Source organism: Vibrio sp. 1978 (assembly GCF_033344345.1).
Genome location: NZ_JAWPOP010000009.1, coordinates 46003 through 70731, shown reverse-complemented (window position 1 = coordinate 70731; position 24729 = coordinate 46003). Strand labels below are relative to the sequence as shown.

Sequence of the window (24729 nt, the reverse complement as noted above, 5' to 3'; positions counted from 1 at the left end):
ATTAAAAGAGCAGCATCAGAATGGTGTCGAAAACTTGAGTCGGCGCATGCTACCGAAAAGTGTGATTAAGTTCAAGAATGATACGAATAATGGCGTACAAATGTGATCACGAATTGGTATTTATATGAACAATTTATTGGGCAAATATGAAGATAAAAAAGGCTACCAGATGGTAGCCTTTAATTTATTTATGCCGTTAAGCAGTTGAACGTAATGATTTAGCCTAGTTAAAGTTAGGCTTTGTCATCTCTGCCGATGCACGGTTTTTAGCCACTTGGCTACCTGCACCTTTAGCTTGGTAACGTTCGGTTTTGAACGGCGCTGCTGCAACCGTGATTTCGCGTAGCTCTTGAGGGCCAGGTGCTTTCGTCATCGGTGCGCTAGCGTTTAGCTTAGCAGCAACTTTAATGGCTTCGACTTTAGGCTCTGGTTTATCTACTGGCGCTTCGGCTACAATCTCTTTTGCTGCTTCAACGATAGGCTCTTCAGTAGGTGCCGTTTCTACAATGGCATCAACCGGTTCAGCATGTTCAGTTACAGGAGTTTCAACGATAGGCTCTACCGATGCTGTTTCTACTACTGCCGATTCAGCTTTTTCTGCGATTACTGTTTCAACAACAGGTGCTTCTACTACTGGAGCTTCCACTTTCGCTTCAACGGTTTCTTGAACCTTGTGTTCAACAACTGGCGCATCTGTTACGACAGGTTGCTCGCGACGAATAATCACTTTACCCATTGCCATTTCTGGACACGCAAAGCCACCTTGGATTGTAGGTACTGCTGCTACAGCTTCTTCCTTAACTCGCTCTTCCTTCTTAGGTGCTGGTTTCGGAATGTAACGTGGCATTACTTTACCCATAGCCATTTCAGGAGAAGCGACACCTCCCTTACGTAGGCGGAACGGGTTAGGGCGGCGATCACGGCCACGGCGACGACGCTGGCCGCTTGCACGCAGGTGACGTGGCGAACGACGATTACGACGTTGCTTAGATTCTGCTTGCTTGTTGTCTTGCTGTGCCTCTACCGCTGCTTCTGTTGGCTTTTCAACTTTAGCTTCAACCGTTTCTTGAGTCTTAACCGCTGTTTCTTCGGCTTTCTTCTCAATAGCTTCTTGGTCCTTAACGCGTACAGACTTGTTCAATTTGCGACGTTGGCGGCGCTCTTTCACTTTTTCTGCTTTCGCATTTTGCTGCTTCGGTTTGCTCTCTTCTGGTTTTGTTTCAGTACGAGCTTCCGCTGCTAGCTGCAGACCTTTTTCCGCTACTTTTGCGTTTGCTTTCTGCTCTTGGGCTTTATCTGCCTGTTGAGCTTTAGGTTTACGCTTTTGGTTACGGTTTTGCGGTTTATTTGTTTGTTGTTGAGCTTCGTTTTGCTCATTAGCCTGCTCATCACGAGGCTTACGACGACGTCGGTTATCGCGATTGTCGCGGTTATCACGATTATCACGCTGGTTGTTATTGCGACGACGATCGTTGCGATCACGTTTGTTACGTCGATTATCGCGATTTGGTTTTTTCTCTTCCTGAGGTTTCTGTTCTTCTTTTGTTTCTTCAGAACCACCGAATAGGAAGCTACCAAGTGCTTTAAACAGACGGCTGAACAATCCAGGTTTCTCTTCTTGTTCAACGTTTTGTTCTTTCTTCTTCGCCTCAGGAGCTGGTTTAGCTGCTGGTGCAGGTGCGGTTTGAGACGGAGCAGCAAAGCCTTTAAGAACTGGCTCTTCAATTCGTTTTGGTTTTACGTCAACTTCCGCTGGCTCTTTACCTTCTGCTTCTTTCATTGCTTCCAGTTTCTTAGGAAGTAAGTAAGAAATCAGATCGAGCTCTTCGCCTTCACGAACACGGATAACTTCAAAGTGCGGTGTTTCCATATCAGAGTTAGGAACAACCGTAATTTTCACTTCTTGAATGCGTTCGATATGGTTTACTGAACGACGTTTTTCGTTCAGTAAGTAAGAGGCGATTGGCACAGGTACGACTGCAAGTACTTGTGCTGTGTTGTCTTTTAGCGCTTCCTCTTCAATTAAACGAAGTACAGAAAGTGCTAGAGATTCGTTGTCGCGAACGACACCAGTTCCGCTACAGCGAGGACAGATGTGATGGCTTGCTTCTGCAAGAGAAGGGCTCAAGCGCTGGCGTGACATCTCCAACAAACCAAAGCGAGAAATACGACCGATTTGTACACGAGCGCGATCAAGACGAACGGCTTCACGTAGACGGTTTTCTACTTCTCGTTGGTGACGAACTGGGGTCATATCGATAAAGTCGATAACCACTAAGCCACCCAAGTCACGTAGACGTAATTGGCGAGCAATTTCGTCGGCTGCTTCTAGGTTCGTGTTTAGAGCTGTTTCTTCAATATCGCCGCCCTTGGTTGCACGAGCAGAGTTGATATCGATAGACGTTAGTGCTTCAGTCGGGTCAATAACAATAGAACCACCAGATGGCAGACGCACTTCACGTTGGAAAGCCGATTCAATTTGGCTTTCGATTTGGTAGTGGCTGAATAGTGGAACTTCGCCTTCATATTTCTTAACGCGGTTAAGGAAATCAGGGCGCACCAATTGAATGTGCTCTTTTGCACGTTCGTAGATGGTGTTGCTATCAATTAAGATTTCGCCAATATCACGACGCAAATAGTCACGGATTGCACGAACGATAACGTTACTTTCTTGGTGGATTAAGAATGGAGCAGGGTTAGAGTCCGCTGCACCTTTGATTGCACCCCAGTGGTTAAGTAGTACATTCAAATCCCACTCAAGCTCTTCAGCACTCTTGCCAACGCCAGCAGTACGTACGATTAGGCCCATGCCCTGAGGCAGTTCCAAAGTACTTAATGCGGCTTTTAGTTGAGTACGCTCGTCACCTTCGATTCGACGAGAAATACCGCCAGCACGAGGGTTGTTAGGCATCAGAACAAGGTAACTACCAGCAAGAGAAATGAAAGTAGTAAGAGCTGCGCCCTTGCTTCCACGTTCTTCTTTTTCCACTTGAACGATAACTTCTTGGCCTTCCGTTAGCACTTCTTTGATGCTTGGACGACCTTGGTAGGTGTAACCTTCAGGGAAATATTCGCGGGCAATTTCTTTGAGAGGGAGGAAACCGTGACGCTCGGCGCCGTAATCAACAAATGCGGCTTCTAAGCTTGGTTCGATACGTGTGATACGTCCTTTGTAGATATTCGCTTTTTTAGATTCATGACCTGGACTCTCGATATCAAGATCGAAAAGTCGCTGGCCATCAACCAGAGCGACACGCAACTCTTCTTTTTGAGTTGCGTTAATTAACATTCTTTTCATTGAAAATTCTCGTTGTCTTTTCTTTTATATCTTTCTTGTCGACTTGCCACTGTTTTTTCGCTCTTTCACGGTGCCTGATCCCATGGCTTGTATTTTGCAGCCTCCCGGCTGGAAGGGGATGCTCTCGGGTACTTCAGTCATCACAAGCCTCTTGTGGTTTCTGTTGGAAACGTAGACTTGTGACCCGCTATTTGGGCGGTAGGTACTCAACGTGAATATGCGAGGAGTAGGGTGGCAAGAGTGTTGAATTCGATGTGTCTCACGCCAATGCTGCACTCGACCTTCAACGATCTACTCACATTGCTTGAGGATAAATGATTGGTAATGAATAAAATGTAACCAAACCTTCCTTAGCAGCTGTGAACTATAGCAGTGCGCGTGGCTATCAGCAATCTGCTTTCACGCAAACGATAGAAAATTTGCCGCTAAACTCAAAATTTCTATTTTATAACTGGCTGTTTCATAAGCAATTGAGATGTGCAAACTGTTCAAGACAGAAAACAAATTGAGAACTTGATTGAGAGTTTTAATAATTTAAACAAAAGCTTGGCGAAATTTAGACCAGTATGTGCCACCGAGTGTTTCTTTTACGACAAGAATAATGTGAAGTCGCACGAAATTGAGTTTACAATACCGCCCATGAACGAAATAAGAACAAAAGTCCAGTTCGTCGACATCGACGAAGATATGGCGGGTCAGCGCATTGATAATTTTTTGCGCAACCAATTAAAAGACATTCCTAAAAGCATGATTTACCGAATTGTGCGTAAGGGCGAAGTGCGCGTAAATAAAAAGCGTATAAAAGCAGAGTACAAGTTAAAAGCAGGCGATCTCGTTCGTATTCCACCGGTGACCGTCGAGAAAAAAGATGACGATGTCGCACCAAGTACGAAACTTAACAAAGTCGCTGAGTTGGAAAATATGATTATCTTCGAAGATGACCATATGTTGATTCTAAACAAACCATCTGGCACCGCTGTGCATGGTGGCAGTGGTTTAAAGTTTGGTGCGATTGAAGCGCTTAGGGCTCTGCGTCCTCAAGCTCGCTTTCTTGAACTTGTGCATCGTATTGACCGTGATACTTCAGGGATTTTGCTGGTTGCTAAAAAGCGTTCTGCACTTCGTCACTTGCAAGCCCAGTTTCGTGAAAAGACAGTAAAGAAGTTTTACTTAGCTCTTGTCATGGGGCAATGGAAAAGCAGTTGTAAGGTTGTGAACGCGCCACTGCTCAAAAACGAAGTGAACAGTATTGTTCGTGTTAACCCTAATGGTAAGCCGTCAGAAACGCGTTTTAAGATTTTGGAAAAGTTCGAACAAGCTACATTGATTCAGGCGAGTCCGATTACTGGTCGAACTCACCAAATACGAGTTCATACGCAATACACTGGTCACCCAATCGCTTGGGATGATCGCTACGGTGATCGTCGCTTTGATGCTTACACAGGTCAAGTTGGTTTAGATCGTTTGTTCCTACACGCGGCAAACATCAAGTTCCAACACCCATCAAATGATGAGTGGATGGAAATCAACGCACCGATGGAACCGAAACTAGAAAAAGTGTTGGCGGGTTTAAGAAACGCGTAACCATGTTTTCCTCGCGGATGCAAAAGGGAGCCCGTGGCTCCCTTTTATCGTATTTGGGTTAAAGGACATCGAGTCCTTGAACATTCAACATATCAATCAAATCAATCAATGGTAGTCCGACAAGTGTGTTCGGGTCTTTACCGACTAATTTCGTAAACAAGCAAATTCCCATGCCTTCGCTTTTAAAGCTGCCTGCGCAGTAAAAAGGTTCTTCCCTGTCGACGTAGCGTTCGATTTGTTCAAGCGTTAAATCTCTAAAGTGCACCTCGAAAGAATCAAAGCCGACTTCTGTATGGTTTGTCACGGTGTTATGTACCGCAAGACCAGTATAGAAAGTGATGACTTTTCCACTTTGAGCCAAAAGTTGATTTATCGCGTTATCTCTATTTAAAGGCTTGCCAACGATTTCACCATTAATGACACAAACTTGGTCACTGCCGATAACTAAACTTGCTTTATCCGTCTGGCAAGATATTGCTTTCTCTTGGGCCAGTCTCTGCACAAGTTCAGTTGGCGTTTCTTGGTCAAAAGGTGTTTCATCGCAATCAGGTGGTAAACAAACGAATGGTAGTGAGAGCTTTTCAAGCAGTTGTTTACGAAAAGGGGAAGTTGAGGCTAAAACCAGTTGGTAATTTTTCATTTTGAATTACAATTCGTGGGAGCATTTCCAATAGGATAATCGATCAAAAATGATTCTGGCTAATGCTCTGTATGTTAAGCGTAAAAAAGTACAACTTTTTTGCCTTTTTCTTTGACTAATTTTGATTTGGAAGATAATATTCGCGCCCTATGCAAAAGGTAAAAATACCGCGAACGGTTGACCCAGCTAAAGCTGTACAGAAACGATTGGATTACGATGGCATCATCCAAGCTAGTCTTTTCAAGCGCTTAGTGGAAACAACTGAAGGCGTAAAACGCGACGCAGAAGTCTCATTGTCATTTGGGATGGATGAACAGCGACTCGTTGTTATCTCTGGTAAAGCTAACATCGAAGTCGATTTAGAGTGTCAGCGTTGTAATGAGGTATTCGCACATGAGTGCGAAGTTGAATTCCTTTCTACTCCTTACTACGGTGAGAAAACAGAACAGGAAGCACCAGAAATTTATGATTTGGTAGATCTAAATGAATATGGTGAATTAGACCTCATACAACTTGTTGAAGACGAGTTCATCTTAGCATTACCTCAAATTGCGATGCACGATGAAGCGGATTGTAGCGTTGATTCAAATAACATGGTTTTTGGTGAGATTCCTGAAGAAATTGAGGAAGAAAAACCGAATCCATTCGACGTTTTGAAAAGTCTGAAAAAGTAATAGGTGTGGTAGCCGATTCTTCTTCAGGTTTTTAACCCAATAGTATAGGAGTAGGGTCAATGGCCGTACAGAAAAACCGTAAAACTCGTTCTAAGCGCGGTATGCGTCGTTCACACGATGCGCTAACTACAGCTGCTCTATCTGTAGACGCGACTTCTGGTGAAACTCACCTACGCCACAACGTAACTGCTGAAGGTTACTACCGTGGTCAAAAGGTTATCAACAAGTAAGGTTGAACCTTTGCAAAGTATTACCGTTGCACTTGATGCAATGGGCGGGGATTTCGGTCCACGCGTAACAGTGCCTGCCGCCGTGCAGGCACTGTCTCATTTCCCAGAGCTAAAAGTGATTCTTATTGGTGATCAATCTCTGATCACGTCTCAATTATCTCAACTCGGTACCTCGACCAGTTCCCGCTTGACTATTCTTCACAGCGAGAAAGTTATCTCGAACTCAGAAAAACCTTCATTGGCGTTACGTAATAGCCAAAATAGTTCTATGCGTATGGCTATCGATTTGGTTTCTGAGCAGAAAGCGGATGCTTGTGTTAGTGGTGGCAACACCGGTGCATTAATGGCACTATCGCGTTTCATTCTTAAGTTACTTCCTGGCATTGAACGTCCTGCTTTAGTTTCCGCTTTACCGACGATTACCGGAAAGCGTACTTGGATGCTGGATCTGGGGGCGAATGTATCGTGCGATGCTGATAGCTTGTTCCAATTTGCTGTAATGGGCAGTGCATTAGCTGAAGAACACTTGGGTCGTCCTCCTCGCGTTGCTGTACTCAATATTGGCGCAGAAGAGATTAAAGGTAACGATTTAGTCAAACGTTGCGCAGAAATGCTTTCTCAGACCGATGCGATTAACTTTGTCGGTTATATTGAAGGTAATCAAATTTTGCATGATGTTGCTGACGTCATTGTTTGTGATGGATTTGTCGGCAACGTATGCTTAAAAGCCAGTGAGGGAACAGCTCAACTTTTTATCGAAAAAATTAAAACCAGCATAATGGCATCAACGATAAAGGGTTGGATAGCTAGAAAGTTGTTTTCTAGGCTGTTTAATGAACTAAAAACACTGAACCCCGACCAGTATAACGGCGCAAGTTTGCTAGGATTGCGCGGCATTGTCATAAAAAGCCATGGAAGTGCGGATGTATCTGCGATTGTCAATGCACTTGGCGAGGCAGTACACGAGGTCAAACGACAAGTACCAAGCCGTATTAGCGATCGTTTGGAAGCGGTTTTACTCGAGAGGCATTATTAGTCTTCATGTATAGCAAAATTTTAGGTACTGGCAGCTACCTGCCATCTCAGGTGCGTACAAACGCAGATCTAGAGAAAATGGTAGATACAAGTGATGAGTGGATCGTTGCTCGCACGGGTATTAAAGAGCGTCGAATTGCTGCAGAAAACGAAACTGTAGCAGACATGGCATTCTACGCAGCTGAAAACGCTATCGATATGGCGGGTATTGATAAAAACGATATCGACCTGATTATCGTAGCCACAACGAGCAGTAGCCATACTTTCCCTTCATCTGCGTGTCAGGTGCAGGCAAAGCTTGGCATTAAAGGTTGTCCAGCTTTTGACTTAGCCGCTGCTTGTTCTGGTTTTGTGTACGCATTATCTGTTGCAGACCAACATATCAAATCTGGTATGTGCAAAAACGTACTTGTGATTGGTTCAGATGCTTTGTCTAAAACGTGTGATCCGACAGACCGTTCAACCATCATCCTATTTGGTGATGGTGCCGGAGCCGTTGTCGTAGGCGCTAGCCAAGAGCCTGGCATTATCTCTACCCACATATATTCGGATGGTCAATTCGGAGAGCTTCTAAGCCTACCTGTACCTGTGCGGGGGCAAGATGCGGATAAATGGCTTCATATGGCTGGGAACGAAGTATTCAAAGTCGCTGTCACTCAGCTATCGAAACTAGTAAAAGATACGCTTGAAGCCAACAACATGCATAAGTCTGAACTAGACTGGCTAGTGCCGCACCAAGCGAACTACCGCATTATTTCAGCGACAGCGAAGAAACTTTCGATGTCACTAGACCAAGTCGTGATTACACTTGATAAACACGGCAACACATCAGCTGCTACTGTGCCAACAGCACTAGATGAAGCGGTACGTGATGGTCGTATTAAACGCGGTCAAACTCTGCTTCTTGAAGCGTTTGGCGGCGGATTCACTTGGGGCTCGGCCCTTGTGAAGTTCTAAGTTTCACAAGAATTCAAAATTTAAGGTGCACTTGGTGCATCTTATTTCTTTTTACTTTGCTTAAAGGAAAACAACATGAGCAAGTTTGCTATCGTATTTCCAGGTCAAGGTTCTCAAGCTGTAGGTATGCTTGCAGAACTAGGCGAACAATATGACGTAGTAAAACAAACATTTGCAGAAGCATCTGACGCACTAGGTTACGATCTATGGGCGCTTGTTCAAAATGGACCTGCAGAAGATTTAAACGAGACTTTCCGTACTCAACCAGCTTTGCTAGCTTCATCTGTTGCAATCTGGCGTGTATGGCAGGAACTTGGCTTAGAGCAACCAGCCAACCTAGCTGGTCACAGCCTAGGTGAGTACTCAGCACTTGTATGTGCGGGTGTTATTGACTTTAAAGAAGCCATCAAGCTGGTTGAATTACGTGGTCAACTTATGCAAGAAGCAGTACCAGCTGGTACTGGCGCAATGTACGCGATTATCGGTTTGGCTGATGATGCGATTGCAAAAGCGTGTGAAGACGCAGCGCAAGGCGAAGTGGTCTCTCCAGTAAACTTTAACTCGCCTGGCCAAGTCGTTATCGCTGGTAGCAAAGACGCAGTAGAGCGAGCTGGTGCGCTATGTAAAGAAGCTGGTGCGAAGCGTGCGCTTCCTCTTCCTGTTTCAGTACCTTCACACTGTGCACTTATGAAGCCAGCAGCGGAAAAACTTGCTGTAGCTCTTGAGTCTATCGAATTTAACTCACCACAGCTGCCAGTTATCAACAACGTTGATGTGGTTGCTGAGACAGATCCTGCAAAAATCAAAGATGCGCTTGTTCGTCAGCTACATAGCCCAGTTCGTTGGACTGAAACAGTTGAACTGATGCACGAACAAGGCGTAGAAAATCTTCTTGAGCTTGGCCCTGGTAAAGTTTTAACAGGTCTAACAAAACGTATCGTGAAAACGCTAACTGCAGCAGCAGTGAATGATATCGCATCGCTAGACGCTGCGAAGTAATCCATCAAGCGATAAATTTGCGATAAGAAAAGGAAACACAACATGATGAATCTAGAAGGTAAGATCGCGCTAGTTACCGGCGCAAGCCGTGGTATTGGCCGCGCGATCGCGGAACTTCTTGTCGAGCGAGGTGCTACGGTTATCGGTACTGCTACTTCTGAAAGTGGTGCGGCTGCTATCAGCGAGTATCTTGGTGATAACGGTAAAGGCTTAGCGCTTAACGTGACTGATGTCGAGTCTATCGAAGCGACATTAAAAACGATCAACGAAGAATTTGGTGTGATCGATATTCTGGTGAATAACGCTGGTATTACTCGTGACAACCTATTGATGCGCATGAAAGATGATGAGTGGAACGACATCATCGATACCAACCTAACGCCTATCTACCGCATGTCTAAAGCGGTTTTACGCGGTATGATGAAAAAACGTGCGGGTCGTATCATCAACGTAGGCTCTGTTGTTGGTACCATGGGTAATGCTGGTCAAACTAACTACGCAGCAGCGAAAGCGGGCGTGATTGGTTTTACTAAATCAATGGCTCGTGAAGTTGCGTCTCGTGGTGTAACAGTGAACACTGTTGCTCCTGGTTTCATCGAAACTGACATGACTAAGGCGCTAAATGATGACCAACGTGCGGCAACTTTGTCGAACGTGCCAGCAGGTCGTTTAGGTGACCCACGTGAAATTGCATCAGCAGTAGTTTTCCTTGCTTCTCCTGAAGCAGCGTACATTACTGGTGAAACTTTGCATGTAAATGGTGGCATGTACATGGTTTAATGCGACAGTTTATGCAAAATAAGCTATTTTACATTGTGAAAAATAGCCTATAGTTGCAGTTAACTGTCATGAACTTGTCATGCTTATGCGCAAGATTTGTGCATGATTTAAGTCAAAAATGTATTGAAATTCGGTTAAATTCGCTAATTTTGTGGTTTGACCAGCAAGGACCCCCTTGCAACTTTCAATAGTTCGAATAAACTACGGAATCATCGCATTAGGCGAAATCTGTAAAGGAAAAGAAAAATGAGCAACATCGAAGAACGCGTAAAGAAAATCATTGTTGAACAGCTAGGTGTAGACGAAGCAGAAGTTAAAAACGAAGCTTCTTTCGTTGACGATCTAGGTGCTGATTCTCTAGACACTGTAGAACTAGTTATGGCTCTAGAAGAGGAATTCGACACTGAGATTCCTGACGAAGAAGCTGAGAAGATCACTACTGTTCAAGCTGCAATCGACTACGTAAACAGCGCTCAGTAATTAGCTCTCCCAGGCGGTCTCCTAGACCGCCTGTGTTCTTTCTAACTTCTTCTATCCTCTCATAGAAATATTCAATTCCCGGAGAATTATATCGTGTCCAAGCGTCGTGTAGTTGTCACTGGCATGGGTATGTTGTCACCGGTAGGCAACACAGTAGAATCATCTTGGAAAGCCCTGCTAGAAGGTCAAAGTGGTATCGTAAATATCGAGCACTTTGATACTACGAACTTCTCAACTCGTTTTGCAGGTCTTGTTAAAGATTTCGATTGCACAGAGTACATGTCTAAAAAAGATGCTCGTAAGATGGACCTTTTCATCCAGTACGGCATTGCAGCGGGTATTCAAGCTCTTGATAACTCTGGCTTACAAATTACCGAAGAAAATGCGGCTCGAGTTGGTGTTGCTATCGGCTCAGGCATTGGCGGTCTTGACCTTATCGAAACTGGCCATACTGCATTAGTAGACAAAGGCCCTCGCAAAGTTAGCCCATTTTTTGTTCCTTCGACCATTGTAAACATGGTTGCAGGTAACCTATCTATCATGCGTGGTCTTCGTGGTCCAAATATCGCGATTTCTACCGCATGTACTACTGGCCTGCATAATATCGGCCATGCAGCACGTATGATTGCCTACGGCGATGCAGATGCGATGGTTGCTGGTGGTGCAGAAAAAGCTTCTACGCCTCTTGGCATGGCTGGCTTTGGTGCAGCTAAAGCGCTATCTACTCGTAATGAAGAGCCTCAAAAAGCGTCTCGCCCATGGGATAAAGGCCGTGATGGTTTTGTTCTAGGTGATGGTGCTGGCATGATGGTGCTTGAAGAGTACGAACACGCAAAAGCACGTGGCGCGAAGATTTACGCAGAACTGGTTGGTTTTGGTATGTCTGGTGATGCTTACCACATGACATCTCCAAGCGAAGACGGCTCTGGTGGTGCACTTGCGATGGAAGCGGCGATGCGTGACGCTAACATCACAGGTACTCAAGTAGGTTATGTGAATGCTCACGGTACTTCTACTCCAGCTGGTGATGTTGCAGAAATCAAAGGCGTGAAACGTGCTCTTGGTGAAGAAGGTGCGAAGCAAGTTCTTGTGTCTTCAACTAAGTCGATGACGGGTCACCTATTAGGTGCTGCTGGCTCTGTTGAAGCAATTATCACGGTTATGTCTTTGGTTGACCAAATTGTTCCGCCAACCATTAACCTTGATGATCCAGAAGAAGGTCTAGACATCGACCTTGTGCCGCATACAGCGCGCAAAGTTGAAGGTATGGAGTACGCTATCTGTAACTCGTTTGGCTTTGGTGGTACAAACGGTTCTTTGATCTTCAAGAAGTTCGCTGAGTAACACTATCTAACCTAATTTAGATAAGCGAAACTTGTATTCTAACGGCTCGATGCTTAGCATTGAGCCGTTTTGTTTTATTTGTTGTCTGCTAATTTGAAGGTACGTGAATGTTTTGGGTAAATGGAGTTCCGCAAACGCATGTAGAGCTAGGTGATCGCTCATTCCAATACGGTGATGGAGGCTTTACCACCATCCTGACCCAAAATGGAGAGTTGGTTTACTGGCAGGAACATACTGAGCGCATGAGTGCTTGCCTTGACGCTTTGAAGATCTCTTCACCTGACTGGAAAGTTGTGCATGATTGGGCAAGCAAAGCGGTTTTATCTGACGCACGAGCGGGGGTGAAGATTCACGTTAGCCGCGGTATTGGCGGGCGAGGGTATAGCCCTAATGGGATTGAAAGCCCTATCGTGACGATTTCCAATTTTGCGTTTCCTTCTCATTATTCATCTTGGCAAGAACAAGGTGTGGACTTGGGCGTTTGTAATACTCGTCTAGGGATTCAACCTTTACTTGCGGGACATAAGCACAATAACCGTTTAGAGCAGATTCTCGCCAAGGCTGAAATCGACAATACAGAGTTTGCAGATGCAATAACGTTAAATGTGCAAAACCATGTCATTGAAACTACAATGGCCAACCTTTTTTGGGTTAAAGGTAATAAAGTATTTACGCCGGAGCTGACCTTATCAGGCGTTACGGGCGTAATGCGTCGTAAGGTGCTTGAGTTACTTAAAGTAAGTCATATTGAAGTCATCGAGGGGCGTTTTATACTTCCAGATTTGCTGAGTGCTGACGAGGCTTTCATGTGTAACTCAATATTAGGTGTCGCACCTATTCGCAGCATAGTGACATCGAACTCTAAGACTATATTTCCGATAGGAAAATTGACTCAACGACTGCAAGGGAATTTAACTACGTGATTAAAAAACTGTTGGCTTTTGTTGTGCTGATCGCAGTGATAGGCGCAGCAGCTGTTTTTTATATAATTTCACAGGCTAAACAATACGTTGAAAAGCCTATTCTATTGGAACAACCTCAGCTGTTTACTGTAGAAAGTGGTACAAGCTTTCATCATGTCATGCGCGCCTTAGTTGAAGATGAGGTGATTGAAACATCGGAGTACATCCGTTTAATTCCTCACTTATATCCAGAATTGTTGCAAGTGCGAGCGGGTACTTACCAACTTGAGCCTGGTATGTCACTTTCGCAAACATTGGAGCATCTGAATACTGGAAAAGAATACCAGTTTGCGATCACTTTTGTTGAAGGCAGCCGCTTTTCTGAATGGGTAGATCAACTAAAAAGTGCTCCTTATTTAAAGCATGATTTAACCGATCTTTCAGAAAAAGAAATGGCTGCGAAGCTCGGAATTGAGAGAGAAAAGCTAGAAGGGTTGTTTTTAGCAGAAACCTACCATTACACAGCGGGTGCGAGTGAAAGCCAGTTATTAAAACGAGCGCATCGAAAACTCAATAAAATACTCGACGCTAGCTGGGAAGCTCGTCAAGAAAAGCTGCCATTACAGGATAAATATGAAGCCTTGATTCTCGCGTCTATCATCGAGAAAGAGACGGCTATTGATTCTGAGCGTGAGCGCGTCGCTTCTGTGTTTATCAACCGATTGAACAAACGTATGCGGTTACAAACTGATCCGACAGTTATTTATGGTATGGGTGACGCCTACGATGGCAACATTCGTAAGAAAGATTTGCGTACGCCGACACCATATAACACCTATACCATCAATGGTTTGCCACCAACACCGATTGCGATGGCTGGTGAAGCTTCCATTGAAGCGGCTTTGAATCCAGAAAGCAGCAACTATTTATATTTTGTAGCAAGTGGAAAGGGCGGACATGTATTCTCGAAATCCCTTGCTGAGCACAACCGTGCTGTTCGTGCCTATTTAAGAGAACTAAGAAAGAACAAATGATGAAAGCAAACTTTATTGTCGTTGAAGGCCTAGAAGGCGCGGGTAAAAGCACTGCGATTAAAACCGTTTTAGATACGCTAAAAGCGGCCGGTATTGAGGATATCGTAAATACCCGTGAGCCAGGAGGCACACCGCTAGCAGAAAAAATGCGCGCTCTGGTGAAAGAAGAGCACGAAGGCGAAGAACTTAAGGACATGACGGAGTTGCTTCTTCTGTACGCTGCACGTGTTCAGTTGGTTGAGAACGTGATCAAACCAGCTTTGGAAAACGGTCAGTGGGTGGTTGGTGACCGACACGATATGTCGTCGCAAGCTTATCAAGGTGGTGGCCGTCAGATTGACGCATCGTTAATGAAAAATCTCCGGGATACAACGCTTGGTGATTTTAAACCTGCTCTTACTCTCTATATGGACATTGACCCTCGTGTTGGGCTTGAGCGTGCGCGTGGGCGTGGTGAGTTAGATCGTATAGAGAAGATGGATATTAGTTTCTTCGAGCGTACACGTGAGCGTTATTTGGAGATTGCTCATGCCGATCCTTCCATCGTTATCATTAACGCAGAACAGACGATTGAAGGCGTGTCGCGTGATATTCGGGACGCTCTAAACGAGTGGCTAGCTCGTCAATAAGTGAAATGTAAATTTAGGTGACTCATGTTAAATGATTATCCATGGCTACAGCCAATATGGGATAACCTCAAAGTAGGGTTAGAGTCGGACAGAATACCAGGTGCGCTTTTATTACAAAGCGATCAGGGCTTAGGCATCGAAAAACTTATCGAGTTTTTTAGCCAAGCGCTTCTTTGCCAAAATTACGCGAGTGAAGCATGCGGTTTTTGTCATAGCTGCCAGCTAAATCAATCTCAAAACCACCCTGATTTACACTGGATCAAGCCAGAGAAAGAAGGAAAGGCGATAACGGTGGACCAAATTCGCGCTTGTAACCGTCTTGCTCAGGAATCATCTCAGCTTAATGGTTACCGCCTATTTGTAATAGAACCGGCGGACTCTATGAACGAGTCGGCATCGAATGCGCTGTTAAAGACGCTAGAAGAGCCTGGGGCAAAGTGCTTGTTTTTGCTCGTTACCCACAATCAGGAGCGTCTGCTCCCAACGATTCGTAGCCGTTGCCAACACTGGGTTGTTGCGCCTCCGTCAGCGGAACAAGCGATGCAATGGATGCACGAACAAGGGGCGAAGCAAGTTCCTGCTTATGCCTTAAAACTGAATATGGGCTCTCCAATAAAAACATTGGATGCGTTAAATAATGGTGAGCTCGAAGCTTACTTGGCTTTTGAACGCAGTTTTATTAAGGCAATGTCTTCGCCTGTTTCAGACGTTTCTGAGTGTGCTTCTTTAATCGCTAAACACTCAGAGCAATCACTAGACTGGGCATGGTATTTACTGACAGATGCTCAGAAAGCGCAGTTTGGTGTATCAGAAGCTCAAATGCTTCCGGGCGCGACAAAGTTTCAACCGGACAACTATAACGGTTTGTACTCATCAGCGAAGGCGCTGATGAACCTGAAAGCTCAGGTGCAAGCCTTTCCTGGCCTGAACCTTGAGCTACTATCAATGAATTGGTTAATTGAATCACGAGAGGCATTATGTTCGTAGATTCTCATTGTCATTTAGACAAATTGAATTACGACGATCTCCACATCAATGTGGAAGACGTTATTAACAAAGCTAAACAAGCAAACGTAACTGAGCTACTTTCTGTTGGAGTAACGCTGGATTCTTTCCCGAAAATGATGGAAATGATCGAGCCTTATGACAATGTTTATGCTTCGTGCGGTGTGCACCCACTTGATGTTGAAAGCGACTTTTCGATGGACGTATTGCGCCACCATGCGTCGAATGCAAAAGTCGTCGCTATTGGCGAAACGGGTTTAGATTATCATTACAAGCCCGAAACGGCCGCGTTACAGAAAGAGCGCTTTGAGCAACACGTTGATCTTGCAGTGGAGCTCAACAAACCTTTAATTATCCATACCAGAAACGCACGTGCGGATACTCTAGATATTTTGCGTAAGGGTGGGGCAGAGAAATGTGGTGGTGTTATCCATTGTTTTACAGAAGATCTTCCATTTGCTGAAGCTGCACTGGAGCTGGGGTTTTATATTTCTATCTCGGGGATTGTTACTTTCCGTCAAGCTACAGAGTTAAAAGAAGTGGTGAAGACTCTACCTTTAGAGAAGCTTCTTATTGAGACAGATTCTCCTTACTTGGCTCCTGTCCCTCATCGTGGCAAAGAGAATCAACCCGCTTACGTTGTCGAAGTCGCTTCTTATATTGCGCAACTCAAATCGTGCTCTCTTTCTGAAGTGGCACAAAAAACCACCGAAAACTTCCGAAATCTTTTTTTGCGATGAAAAAATAATAAGAGCATAAAAAAGGAGCTTAGGCTCCTTTTTTGTTGATAAAAACAACAGATACGCTCACGAGTTTAATGTTTACTAAAAATGTTGATTTAATAACATTCAAAAATCACAAATGTAATTTTGTTACTAAAAATAACATTGAGGCGTATTTTATTTACGCCTTAAAATTAATTATATAAATAATTAATTCTTTATAAAACAGTAATATAAGTGCAATGCAAACCTTTTCATCGGCTGTTTTTGGGTGTGATCCAAGACTTGTTTTGAAACTAAATTTCGTAACTGTGTGGAAAGTTTGAGGGTCATCAATATATATTTAGAGCCGGAAAATATAATGCAGTTGTGGTTACATTTTCATTGGGTGCTAACCTTTAGGCTACGGGGGTGTGCCGTTAGTGCCCAAATAATACTTATAAATTTATCAGGAGCATAAACATGTTTAAGAACCTTTTTGCTAACCTGCAAAAAGTTGGTAAGGCTCTGATGCTTCCAGTATCAGTTTTACCAGTTGCAGGTATTTTATTAGGTGTGGGTGCTGCCCATCTAAGCTTTATTCCAGAGATCGTTTCTAATCTTATGGAACAAGCTGGTGGTTCAGTATTCGGCCAAATGGCACTTCTATTTGCAGTAGGTGTAGCTCTAGGCTTCACTAACAACGACGGTGTTGCAGGTCTTGCAGCTATCGTTGGTTACGGCATCATGACGGCAACGCTAGGTGTAATGGCGGGCGTTATGGGTGTTGAGAAAATCGATACAGGTGTACTAGGTGGTATCCTTGTCGGTGGTGTGGCTGCTTGGGCATTCAACCGTTTCTTCAAAATCCAACTTCCAGAGTACCTTGGCTTCTTCGCTGGTAAGCGCGCAGTGCCAATCATCACTGGTTTTGCTGCGATCATCCTAGGTGTTATCCTTTCTGTTATCTGGCCACCAATTGGCGGTGCAATTTCTGCATTCTCTGATTGGGCTGCACACCAAAACCCACAGCTAGCATTCGGTATCTACGGTGTTGTTGAGCGTTCTCTAATCCCATTCGGTCTACACCACGTATGGAACGTACCGTTCTTCTTCGAAGCAGGTTCTTGTGTTAACGCTGCCGGTGAAGCTCAAAATGGTGTACTAACTTGTTACCTAGTTGCTGATGAAGCATCTCGTGCTGCTGGTAATGGCTTCGGTCAGCTAGCGGGTGGTTACATGTTCAAGATGTTCGGTCTACCAGCTGCAGCAATCGCAATTGCTCATTGTGCTAAACCAGAAAACCGTGCAAAAGTAATGGGTATCATGGCGTCAGCTGCACTGACTTCATTCCTAACTGGTATTACTGAGCCAATCGAATTCTCATTCCTATTCGTTGCTCCACTACTATACGGTATCCACGCTCTACTAGCTGGTTCTGCATACATCGTTTCGAACACTCTAGGCTTTGTACACGGTACTTCTTTCTCTCACGGTCTGATCGACTTCCTAGTTCTATCTGGTAACGCTCAGAAGATGGTGCTAATGATTGCCGTTGGTCTAGTTTACGCAGTAATTTACTACGTAGTGTTCCGTGGTGTAATCACAGCGCTTGACCTAAAAACACCTGGCCGTGAAGATGAAACGGAAAGTGCAGCTGTAACTTCTGGCTCTGATATGGGCGGTGAACTGGTTGCAGCGTTTGGCGGTAAAGCTAACATTACTGGTCTAGATGCATGTATCACACGTCTACGTGTAGCAGTTGCAGATACAGCAGCTGTTGACCAAGACAAGCTAAAACAACTAGGCGCTGCTGGTGTTGTAGTTGTAGCTGGTGGTGTACAGGCTATCTTCGGTACTAAGTCTGATAACCTAAAAACTGAAATGGATGAGTGGATTCGTAACCACGGTTAATCGCAGTCATTCATAGTAATGCATAAAAGGAGGCTTCGGCCTCCTTTTTTAGTTCCTATTTTATTAACTGACAGTTCCTTTTTAGTGTGATCCTAAACTCATCTTTACTTTTGTCAGCTTTTTCATACATCGAGCTTACCCATCGTTGACATATTGATATGCCATTATGTTTGAATAGCGAATAATGTTTTTTTGAATAATTGATAACGTGTATGAAGAACAAATTCATTTTAGTTTTGGGACTAGTTTCTAGTACGGCAATGGCGGCAAGCGAGCCAACGGATCTATCAGTTGGTATGGCTGTCGATCAACAATTAAGTGTTGTTGTAGAGTTAGATAACAAATATCGTGGCATTATCGGAAACGATGGTATGGCGTTTGATTACATCGCTAAGCGTGGAACATTCGATCAAAACATGCCTGTGACTTGGTATGTCGGCGTTGGTGGCTGGTATGAATGGGATGACGAGTTTGGTGTGAGAGTACCACTTGGTGTGAACTGGGATTTATCACGCGGCTGGGACCTTTATGGTCAAATACACCCAGAGCTAGATCTTTACAAAGGTGCTGACTTGCAACTTGGCGGCGCCGTTGGCATCAAGTACAGTTTCTAGAATTGAACTAATGTATGTATAAAAAAACGCCGGTAACTACCGGCGTTTTTTATGTGGAACTTAACGTTCTATTGTTTATCCATGGCTCGCTTGATGCAAACGGCAGCGCCGCCCCAAGTGATACTTAAACCAATAACCATCATAATAATTGCGCTGATTGTCATTTTGCTGTCTCCTTGCGGTTCACTGCGTTGATCACTAGACCAAAGATAAAGAGTGCGGCGATAAGTGCCCAGCCTAAAGTTAGATCATAGCCACCGTAGCCTTCAGTAATTAGGGCGTATAGCTTGGTCGCTAAGATAATGGCGAGCATGATTGGTGTAACGAAGCGTAAGCAGATCTCGAACCATTGACCAACAGAGAAATCAGAGCGCTCGTTAACGTAATTACGTACTTCTGGCACGCGCTTCAATAGCCACGCCATCAAGACAATCTCAACCAGACCACCAACCATGATGCCAACGTTGTTTGCAAAGTGGTCTACTAGATCGAGTAGCAGCAGACCGCCATTGGTAGCAAACGCCATAGAGACAACGAAGCCAATACCAATCACAACATTTGCAGCTTTTTTACGGCTCCACTTCAGCTTGTCGATAATGGCTGAAGTTACGGCTTCCATAATTGAAATATGCGAACTTAGACCAGCAACCACCAGTGCAAAGAAGAACAGTGGACCAAGAATATATGGGGCAGGTAGTAGGTTAATTGCCGCAGGTAAAGTAACAAAAGCCAAGCCAACGCCTGCAGATACCACCTCTGTTAACGGCTTACCTTGCTCTTGAGCCATGTAACCCAATACTGAGAAGATCATGATGCCGGCTAGGATCGAGAAGCCACAGTTGATCAACACGGTCATAAACGCGTTATTCGTTATGTCTGACTTTTCTGGTAGGTAGCTAGAGTAAGCTAGCATGATGGCGAAGCCGATACTTAGCGTAAAGAAGATCTGACCATATGCCGCTGCCCATACTTTCACATCCCAAATTTTGCTGAAATCGGGTTCGAACATGTAGTTCACGCCATCTAGAGCTCCTGGCAAGAAAATCATACGTCCGATTAAGAAAATCACCATCAAGAATAGGATTGGCATCATAATTTTAGATGCTCGTTCAATTCCTGATTTCACGCCTTTGGCAATAGCGGTGTAAGTAATTGCCCAAGCAATCACCATGGATAAAGCAATCTTCCATTGAATACTGCCTAAGTCTGTTGGTGAGTTGTCACCTAGCTTTAGGTATTCACTAAAGAAAAATGCGTTGGTATCGGTTCCCCAACCTTGAGTGAACGACAACCCAAAGTAAGAAATCGACCAACCGATAACAGCCACATAGTAAACGGCAATAACTGCAGCCACACCAACTTGGAACCAGCCAAGCCATTCAAATTTAGAATGAATTTTCGCTAGTGTTTTTGGTGCCGAGCCTCGGTATTTTTGTCCCATACTGAACTCTAGGATCATAAATGGAATACCGGCAGTGATCATGGCAAAAATGTAAGGAATAAAAAATGCGCCGCCACCGTTTTCATAGGCCATGTATGGGAAACGCCAAATGTTTCCCAAACCGATAGCAGACCCAACTGCTGCTAAGATGAATCCCGCCCGGGATCCCCATTGTTCTCGCTTCATATTTGACTCCTATAAGACTCCCTGAGGAATGAAGCTCTCTACGTAACACAGTAATAATTGCGCAAACAGTTGGAAGAAAGGACCGCTGTTATCCATCAGCTTTTCTATCCTTAATTCTAACTTCTTATAATTTTATAGAGCTATATTCTGGCTACTGTAAGAGAAAGTAGATTATTAATCTTAAAATTTTGATGTGTGTTTGATAAAACTGAAATATTTATCTGTTTTCACTGATCAGACTAACTTCTAATAATACTTAGCGCAATAGAATCTAAATGTTAATTCAGATGAGTTGTCTGGTTTTAATCTTGTTAAATTTGAGTTTGATTGTGGTTTTGTGTGGGTGGGTGGTTGTTTGTCTGGAATAAATGACTGGGATCCAATAATTGCTTTGGTGTTTAAGACTATTTTGATTAATTAGGGCGTACGGCTATCTTTTGTGCACCTATCTAGATGATGCTTCGTTACTTTGCCAAACAATGGTGTTTAGACGATATCCTTTATCGGCTCTGTGCAGGACTCGTTCAGCGTTCTTTGTGACGAGTCCTGCAAAGGAACATGCATAAAAGTTAGAAGCGGAAACTAAAACCGACATTTGATTGGAATTGGTTCATCCAATCAGTATCGAACTTAATGATACAGTTTGAGCCGTCATTAGGTAGATTACAGGCGCCAGATGTATCGTTATCAACGACCGTTCCTAACCATCTCAGTTGGGCTGTTAATGCAAAGTTCTTTGAAAATTCATATTCCAGCCCTGCAAAAGCGCTAGCCGAAAATCCGTATTTTTTGTCTACCCAATCCACATCGGCATAAGAAGCGCCCAAACCTACACCGATATAGGTTTGCCAATTTTCTGCGACAGGATAGTACATGCTGCTTTGGAAGTGCAGATAATGGATATCTGCTGAGTTGGACAGCTTTTCAAGTTCCGTCGATTGATTGGAGTAAAACAATCCGATCCTTCCTTTTTCTAAGGGAGTCTCGACTGAAAGAGCGTAGTTCACTGCGGGGTCGAGATCGTATGTATTACCACTTTCATCCTCTACTTGGCCGCCTCCTGTATAGCCTATGTATGGTGTAACGATGATATTCGCTTGTGCATTGATAGCAGTACTCATCATCATGATTCCTACTAGCCAGCTGAGTTTTTGGTTCATGCCCTATCTCCTTATTATGACTAAGCTAATTGTGATGGGTTAGTCAAAATTGCGCGACTAAATTAAGCAAATCTTGAACATATTTCACACCGGTGTTATTAATTTGTTACATATTAAGGAGGTGTTTATGGAACACGATCTAAAATCCGCATTAATCATTGTGGTGACTGTTTTTGCAGTGCTTTTGTCATTTGGCATCATTGCTATTACAACAGCTTAAGATAACCACTTTTACCAAACGTTTTAACAAAATGGCGTGAGCCTATGATACGTAACAGCGGTATAATCACAGAAAGCCATGCAGAGCTTGATGTAAAAGTTTATGAGCACTTTAGGCATGGTAAAACTGCTTTAGTCACGCAAGGTGGAGGGCAGAGAGGGATTTTTACCGCTGGCGTTTTAGACGCCTTTTTACTTTCCAACTTCGATCCTTTCGATGAATTCTATGGCACCTCTGCCGGAGCTCTCAACTTATGTTCTTACTTGTGTCGTCAACATGGCATGGGCAAAGCTTTTATTACCGAGCTGACAACGTCTCCTGAATTTTTTAATCTGTTTCGCTATATCCGAAAGCAGCAGTACTTAGGTTTAGAGTGGGCATTAGAACGGATTCAAGATTTCCCATACAAGCTTGACCTTGATTTAGGTCGCAGTGCATTGGGAAAACGAGGAGCGTTTGCTGCGGTAACGAATATAGAGACGCTATCAGATCAATATCTACCAATCTTGGATGACTCGTGGTTTAACACTATGCTAGCGACATGTGCGATTCCCAAGTTGTACCACGGACCTGTCGACGTAAATGGCAATAAGTTTGTTGATGGCGGCGTGTCTGCCTCTATCCCTGTTCAAGAAGCGTGGCGTCAGAATGCTCGCAACATTATTGTCATTCGCACAGAGCCGTTTTCAGAGATTGAAGCGAGAGCCCAAAGTGAAGTGGGGGATGTGCCTGTCGAATGGTATCGAGAGTCTATCAACTCAGTACAGCAATCATGGCAGCAAAAAGTGAATCAGTGGAAGCTGGATTGGGCGTCGTTCTTCCAACAAAAAATTAATGCAGCACATCAATCGAAGCTTGCAGGGAAAATGCTGTTAAATGGAGGTCGTTGGTTGTTCGGTGCCGATAACTTGTATCGTTTAAGTCATCTGATTGGTGAGAATTTTGATTCAGGTTTAGCCGACATGCTGATGATTCATTATCAAACATTTGAGCTCACTCAGGCCTTTATATCTGCTCCACCTGACGACACTTTTATTTTACAAGTTGCGCCTAAAGAGGGACTTCGTTCTTCTTCTTTGTTAAGTGACCAAGAGTCACTAGAGCATGACTATCAACTTGGGCTTCAAGCTGGGTTTAACCTAGTTCAACTCTATGACCAGCTGGATGTTGAAATTGATGGTAGAGAGAGTGCATAAACCTTCTTACGTTCACGATGTGCGCAATATACAAAGCATATAAATAAGGCTCCATTTTCGGAGCCTTATTTGCGGGTTCTTGTGGTTAACTCCGGTTAGGTATAACTACTACGCTTGTAGAATGCGCATGCAGTTGGTTGAGCCAACAACATCCATTACATCGCCTTGAGTAATAATGACTAAATCACCTTTGTGCAAGAACCCTTGCTCTTTAAGGCTAGTAATAGCTGCTTGAGCCGTTGGTAAACCCGCATCACTTTTTGACTCGAAATATACAGGTGTCACGCCTCGGTATAATGCTGCTCGATTTAGTGTCGATTCATTCCGTGATAAGGCAAATATTGGCAAGCCAGAGCTTAAGCGAGACATCATCAACGCAGTCCTGCCGGACTCAGTTAACGAGATCATCGCTTTAATTCCTTCCATGTGATTCGCAGAGTACATGGTTGCCATTGCGATGGTTTCTTCAGCGGTTTCGAAGGTTCTATCTAAGCGATAGGTTGATAGACTTGCCTCCGACATTTTTTCTGCCCCCACACATACTTCGGCCATGGATTTGACCGTTTCTACAGGATATTTACCTGCAGCGGTCTCTCCAGAAAGCATCACCGCGTCAGTGCCGTCTAGAACCGCATTGGCCACATCCATCACTTCAGCACGCGTTGGCATTGGGCTAGTAATCATGGATTCCATCATTTGTGTCGCAGTAATCACGATACGGTTTAAACTGCGTGCGCGGCGAATCAGTTTTTTCTGGACACCAATGAGCTCAGGGTCACCGATTTCTACACCAAGGTCACCACGTGCAACCATCACCACATCGGATGCGAGAATAATGTCGTCAATAGACTCATTGGTCGCGACGGTTTCTGCTCGTTCGACTTTAGCCACTAACATGGCTTCAAGGCCTGCATCTCTGGCTAAGCGTCGAGCGTAATGCATGTCTTCGCCGTTACGCGGGAATGAAATAGCAAGGTAGTCTACTTGAATTGCTGCGGCGGTAAGAATGTCGGCTTTATCTTTCTCTGTGAGCGCATCGGCTGACAATCCGCCGCCTTTTTTGTTGATCCCTTTATTGTTGGACAGTGGACCACCGACAATCACACGGGTATGAACTTTATTACCCTCTACTTTGGTAACTTGCAGCTGAACGCGTCCATCATCGAGTAATAAAATGTCATTTGGTGAAACATCTTGCGGTAGTTCTTTATAATCTAACCCTACAGATTCTTGATTGCCTTCACCTTTTGGTAAATCACTATCTAATGTGAATTTATCGCCCACATTCAAAATGACTTGGCCGTCTTTAAACGTTGATACACGGATTTTAGGGCCTTGTAAATCACCAAGAATTGCAACCTGACGCCCAAGTCTTGCTGCAATGGTACGGACTTTGTTCGCACGTTGAATGTGGTCTTCACTGGTTCCATGTGAAAAATTCATACGGACAACGTTTGCACCGGCTTTGATGATCTCCTCAAGTATATTGTCCTTATCCGTTGAAGGACCCAGCGTAGTGACAATTTTTGTTCGTCTTAATTTGGAAGTCATAGATTCTCCGATGAATGTGTGTGTACAGGTAACTTGAACTCTATCCTTACTTTACGCAATCGCTCTCAAGGTTAGCCTCGCTTAGCCCACACCTTAAAGCTACTTGAATATAAGTATATGCACAGAATGTTTACATTAAGAGTAACCCCGGTAAA

Annotated in this window: 24 protein-coding genes; 18 read left to right on the top strand and 6 right to left on the bottom strand. The window is 44.1% G+C overall.

Annotation, left to right across the window (positions count from 1 at the left end; all coding sequences use genetic code 11):
- Window positions 1-223: 223 nt before the first annotated feature.
- The gene (rne, locus tag R8N49_RS11060; RefSeq protein ID WP_258489674.1) at window positions 224-3298 is read right to left on the bottom strand and encodes a ribonuclease E; all 3075 of its coding nucleotides are present in this window, start codon (window positions 3296-3298) and stop codon (window positions 224-226) included.
- A 639-nt stretch (window positions 3299-3937) separates the two neighbouring features.
- Here rne and rluC point away from each other — a divergent pair.
- A complete protein-coding gene (gene rluC / locus R8N49_RS11055; RefSeq protein WP_021033985.1) occupies window positions 3938-4882 on the top strand; it encodes a 23S rRNA pseudouridine(955/2504/2580) synthase RluC in 945 nt (314 codons plus the stop codon).
- 58 nt (window positions 4883-4940) lie between these two features.
- Here the strand turns inward: rluC and R8N49_RS11050 are convergent, their stop codons facing one another.
- Complete coding sequence (locus R8N49_RS11050) at window positions 4941-5522, bottom strand: Maf family protein (protein WP_017821384.1); 582 nt, start codon at window positions 5520-5522, stop codon at window positions 4941-4943.
- A gap of 149 nt (window positions 5523-5671) precedes the next feature.
- Between R8N49_RS11050 and yceD the strand changes: the two genes are divergently transcribed.
- The 15 genes from yceD to R8N49_RS10975 all read left to right on the top strand — a co-directional run bounded on the left by yceD (window position 5672) and on the right by R8N49_RS10975 (window position 18820).
- Window positions 5672-6196, top strand: a complete 525-nt coding sequence (yceD, locus tag R8N49_RS11045) for a 23S rRNA accumulation protein YceD (protein WP_318189980.1) — start codon at window positions 5672-5674, stop codon at window positions 6194-6196.
- Between the two features lie 59 nt (window positions 6197-6255).
- On the top strand, window positions 6256-6426 hold the full coding sequence (gene rpmF / locus R8N49_RS11040) for a 50S ribosomal protein L32 (protein ID WP_005396978.1): 171 nt from the start codon (window positions 6256-6258) through the stop codon (window positions 6424-6426).
- A 10-nt stretch (window positions 6427-6436) separates the two neighbouring features.
- Window positions 6437-7462 (top strand): phosphate acyltransferase PlsX, encoded by a 1026-nt coding sequence (gene plsX / locus R8N49_RS11035; RefSeq protein ID WP_017633846.1) that lies wholly within the window; start codon window positions 6437-6439, stop codon window positions 7460-7462.
- Window positions 7463-7467: 5 nt separating this feature from the next.
- Window positions 7468-8418: a beta-ketoacyl-ACP synthase III gene (locus tag R8N49_RS11030; RefSeq protein ID WP_017821385.1), complete on the top strand. Its 951-nt coding sequence runs from the start codon at window positions 7468-7470 to the stop codon at window positions 8416-8418.
- Between the two features lie 75 nt (window positions 8419-8493).
- On the top strand, window positions 8494-9417 hold the full coding sequence (gene fabD / locus R8N49_RS11025; protein WP_005387313.1) for an ACP S-malonyltransferase: 924 nt from the start codon (window positions 8494-8496) through the stop codon (window positions 9415-9417).
- Window positions 9418-9462: 45 nt separating this feature from the next.
- The gene (gene fabG / locus R8N49_RS11020) at window positions 9463-10197 is read left to right on the top strand and encodes a 3-oxoacyl-ACP reductase FabG (RefSeq protein ID WP_031781117.1); all 735 of its coding nucleotides are present in this window, start codon (window positions 9463-9465) and stop codon (window positions 10195-10197) included.
- A gap of 246 nt (window positions 10198-10443) precedes the next feature.
- Window positions 10444-10677 carry an acyl carrier protein gene (acpP, locus tag R8N49_RS11015; RefSeq protein WP_004406112.1) on the top strand — a complete coding sequence of 78 codons (234 nt, stop codon included), beginning with the start codon at window positions 10444-10446 and terminating at the stop codon, window positions 10675-10677.
- Window positions 10678-10770: 93 nt separating this feature from the next.
- Window positions 10771-12021: a beta-ketoacyl-ACP synthase II gene (gene fabF / locus R8N49_RS11010; protein WP_005372948.1), complete on the top strand. Its 1251-nt coding sequence runs from the start codon at window positions 10771-10773 to the stop codon at window positions 12019-12021.
- A gap of 107 nt (window positions 12022-12128) precedes the next feature.
- On the top strand, window positions 12129-12944 hold the full coding sequence (gene pabC, locus R8N49_RS11005; protein ID WP_065274708.1) for an aminodeoxychorismate lyase: 816 nt from the start codon (window positions 12129-12131) through the stop codon (window positions 12942-12944).
- Window positions 12941-13957: an endolytic transglycosylase MltG gene (gene mltG / locus R8N49_RS11000; protein WP_005372950.1), complete on the top strand. Its 1017-nt coding sequence runs from the start codon at window positions 12941-12943 to the stop codon at window positions 13955-13957. Before pabC ends, mltG begins: the two co-directional genes overlap by 4 nt.
- Window positions 13954-14586 (top strand): dTMP kinase, encoded by a 633-nt coding sequence (tmk, locus tag R8N49_RS10995; RefSeq protein WP_005387350.1) that lies wholly within the window; start codon window positions 13954-13956, stop codon window positions 14584-14586. Before mltG ends, tmk begins: the two co-directional genes overlap by 4 nt.
- A gap of 24 nt (window positions 14587-14610) precedes the next feature.
- Entirely contained in the window at window positions 14611-15573 is a 963-nt protein-coding gene (locus R8N49_RS10990; protein ID WP_033905742.1) for a DNA polymerase III subunit delta', read from the top strand.
- Window positions 15564-16331: a TatD family hydrolase gene (locus R8N49_RS10985; RefSeq protein WP_005372957.1), complete on the top strand. Its 768-nt coding sequence runs from the start codon at window positions 15564-15566 to the stop codon at window positions 16329-16331. The genes R8N49_RS10990 and R8N49_RS10985 overlap by 10 nt, the downstream gene beginning before the upstream one ends.
- 444 nt (window positions 16332-16775) lie before the next feature.
- Entirely contained in the window at window positions 16776-18206 is a 1431-nt protein-coding gene (gene ptsG / locus R8N49_RS10980) for a PTS glucose transporter subunit IIBC (RefSeq protein WP_005372959.1), read from the top strand.
- 212 nt (window positions 18207-18418) lie between these two features.
- Entirely contained in the window at window positions 18419-18820 is a 402-nt protein-coding gene (locus tag R8N49_RS10975) for a hypothetical protein (protein WP_005372960.1), read from the top strand.
- 68 nt (window positions 18821-18888) lie between these two features.
- On the opposite strand, the gene R8N49_RS10970 is transcribed toward R8N49_RS10975, so the two are convergent.
- The 3 genes from R8N49_RS10970 to R8N49_RS10960 form a co-directional block, all read right to left on the bottom strand.
- Window positions 18889-18984, bottom strand: a complete 96-nt coding sequence (locus R8N49_RS10970) for a MetS family NSS transporter small subunit (protein WP_318189979.1) — start codon at window positions 18982-18984, stop codon at window positions 18889-18891.
- Window positions 18981-20447 (bottom strand): sodium-dependent transporter, encoded by a 1467-nt coding sequence (locus R8N49_RS10965; protein WP_005372966.1) that lies wholly within the window; start codon window positions 20445-20447, stop codon window positions 18981-18983. Before R8N49_RS10965 ends, R8N49_RS10970 begins: the two co-directional genes overlap by 4 nt.
- A 569-nt stretch (window positions 20448-21016) precedes the next feature.
- Entirely contained in the window at window positions 21017-21607 is a 591-nt protein-coding gene (locus tag R8N49_RS10960; RefSeq protein ID WP_047103413.1) for an outer membrane protein, read from the bottom strand.
- A gap of 127 nt (window positions 21608-21734) precedes the next feature.
- Between R8N49_RS10960 and R8N49_RS10955 the strand changes: the two genes are divergently transcribed.
- On the top strand, window positions 21735-21827 hold the full coding sequence (locus R8N49_RS10955; protein ID WP_005372970.1) for a YnhF family membrane protein: 93 nt from the start codon (window positions 21735-21737) through the stop codon (window positions 21825-21827).
- A gap of 44 nt (window positions 21828-21871) precedes the next feature.
- On the top strand, window positions 21872-23023 hold the full coding sequence (locus R8N49_RS10950) for a patatin family protein (RefSeq protein ID WP_005372971.1): 1152 nt from the start codon (window positions 21872-21874) through the stop codon (window positions 23021-23023).
- Window positions 23024-23131: 108 nt separating this feature from the next.
- Here R8N49_RS10950 and pyk read toward each other — a convergent pair whose 3' ends face one another.
- The gene (gene pyk, locus R8N49_RS10945; RefSeq protein WP_005372972.1) at window positions 23132-24574 is read right to left on the bottom strand and encodes a pyruvate kinase; all 1443 of its coding nucleotides are present in this window, start codon (window positions 24572-24574) and stop codon (window positions 23132-23134) included.
- Between the last annotated feature and the right edge of the window lie 155 nt (window positions 24575-24729).

Bases quoted from the DNA above. Each gene is read 5' to 3' on its own strand.
- tmk (WP_005387350.1), top strand. From the start codon at position 13,954: ATGATGAAAGCAAACTTTATTGTCGTTGAAGGCCTAGAAGGCGCGGGT.
- R8N49_RS10965 (WP_005372966.1), bottom strand. From the start codon at position 20,447: ATGAAGCGAGAACAATGGGGATCCCGGGCGGGATTCATCTTAGCAGCA.
- rne (WP_258489674.1), bottom strand. From the start codon at position 3,298: ATGAAAAGAATGTTAATTAACGCAACTCAAAAAGAAGAGTTGCGTGTC.
- R8N49_RS10955 (WP_005372970.1), top strand. From the start codon at position 21,735: ATGGAACACGATCTAAAATCCGCATTAATCATTGTGGTGACTGTTTTT.
- yceD (WP_318189980.1), top strand. From the start codon at position 5,672: ATGCAAAAGGTAAAAATACCGCGAACGGTTGACCCAGCTAAAGCTGTA.
- fabD (WP_005387313.1), top strand. From the start codon at position 8,494: ATGAGCAAGTTTGCTATCGTATTTCCAGGTCAAGGTTCTCAAGCTGTA.
- R8N49_RS10950 (WP_005372971.1), top strand. From the start codon at position 21,872: ATGATACGTAACAGCGGTATAATCACAGAAAGCCATGCAGAGCTTGAT.
- rluC (WP_021033985.1), top strand. From the start codon at position 3,938: ATGAACGAAATAAGAACAAAAGTCCAGTTCGTCGACATCGACGAAGAT.
- R8N49_RS10960 (WP_047103413.1), bottom strand. From the start codon at position 21,607: ATGAACCAAAAACTCAGCTGGCTAGTAGGAATCATGATGATGAGTACT.
- R8N49_RS10990 (WP_033905742.1), top strand. From the start codon at position 14,611: ATGTTAAATGATTATCCATGGCTACAGCCAATATGGGATAACCTCAAA.
- R8N49_RS10970 (WP_318189979.1), bottom strand. From the start codon at position 18,984: ATGACAATCAGCGCAATTATTATGATGGTTATTGGTTTAAGTATCACT.
- R8N49_RS10985 (WP_005372957.1), top strand. From the start codon at position 15,564: ATGTTCGTAGATTCTCATTGTCATTTAGACAAATTGAATTACGACGAT.
- fabG (WP_031781117.1), top strand. From the start codon at position 9,463: ATGAATCTAGAAGGTAAGATCGCGCTAGTTACCGGCGCAAGCCGTGGT.
- rpmF (WP_005396978.1), top strand. From the start codon at position 6,256: ATGGCCGTACAGAAAAACCGTAAAACTCGTTCTAAGCGCGGTATGCGT.
- R8N49_RS11030 (WP_017821385.1), top strand. From the start codon at position 7,468: ATGTATAGCAAAATTTTAGGTACTGGCAGCTACCTGCCATCTCAGGTG.
- ptsG (WP_005372959.1), top strand. From the start codon at position 16,776: ATGTTTAAGAACCTTTTTGCTAACCTGCAAAAAGTTGGTAAGGCTCTG.
- pabC (WP_065274708.1), top strand. From the start codon at position 12,129: ATGTTTTGGGTAAATGGAGTTCCGCAAACGCATGTAGAGCTAGGTGAT.
- pyk (WP_005372972.1), bottom strand. From the start codon at position 24,574: ATGACTTCCAAATTAAGACGAACAAAAATTGTCACTACGCTGGGTCCT.
- R8N49_RS10975 (WP_005372960.1), top strand. From the start codon at position 18,419: ATGAAGAACAAATTCATTTTAGTTTTGGGACTAGTTTCTAGTACGGCA.
- acpP (WP_004406112.1), top strand. From the start codon at position 10,444: ATGAGCAACATCGAAGAACGCGTAAAGAAAATCATTGTTGAACAGCTA.
- R8N49_RS11050 (WP_017821384.1), bottom strand. From the start codon at position 5,522: ATGAAAAATTACCAACTGGTTTTAGCCTCAACTTCCCCTTTTCGTAAA.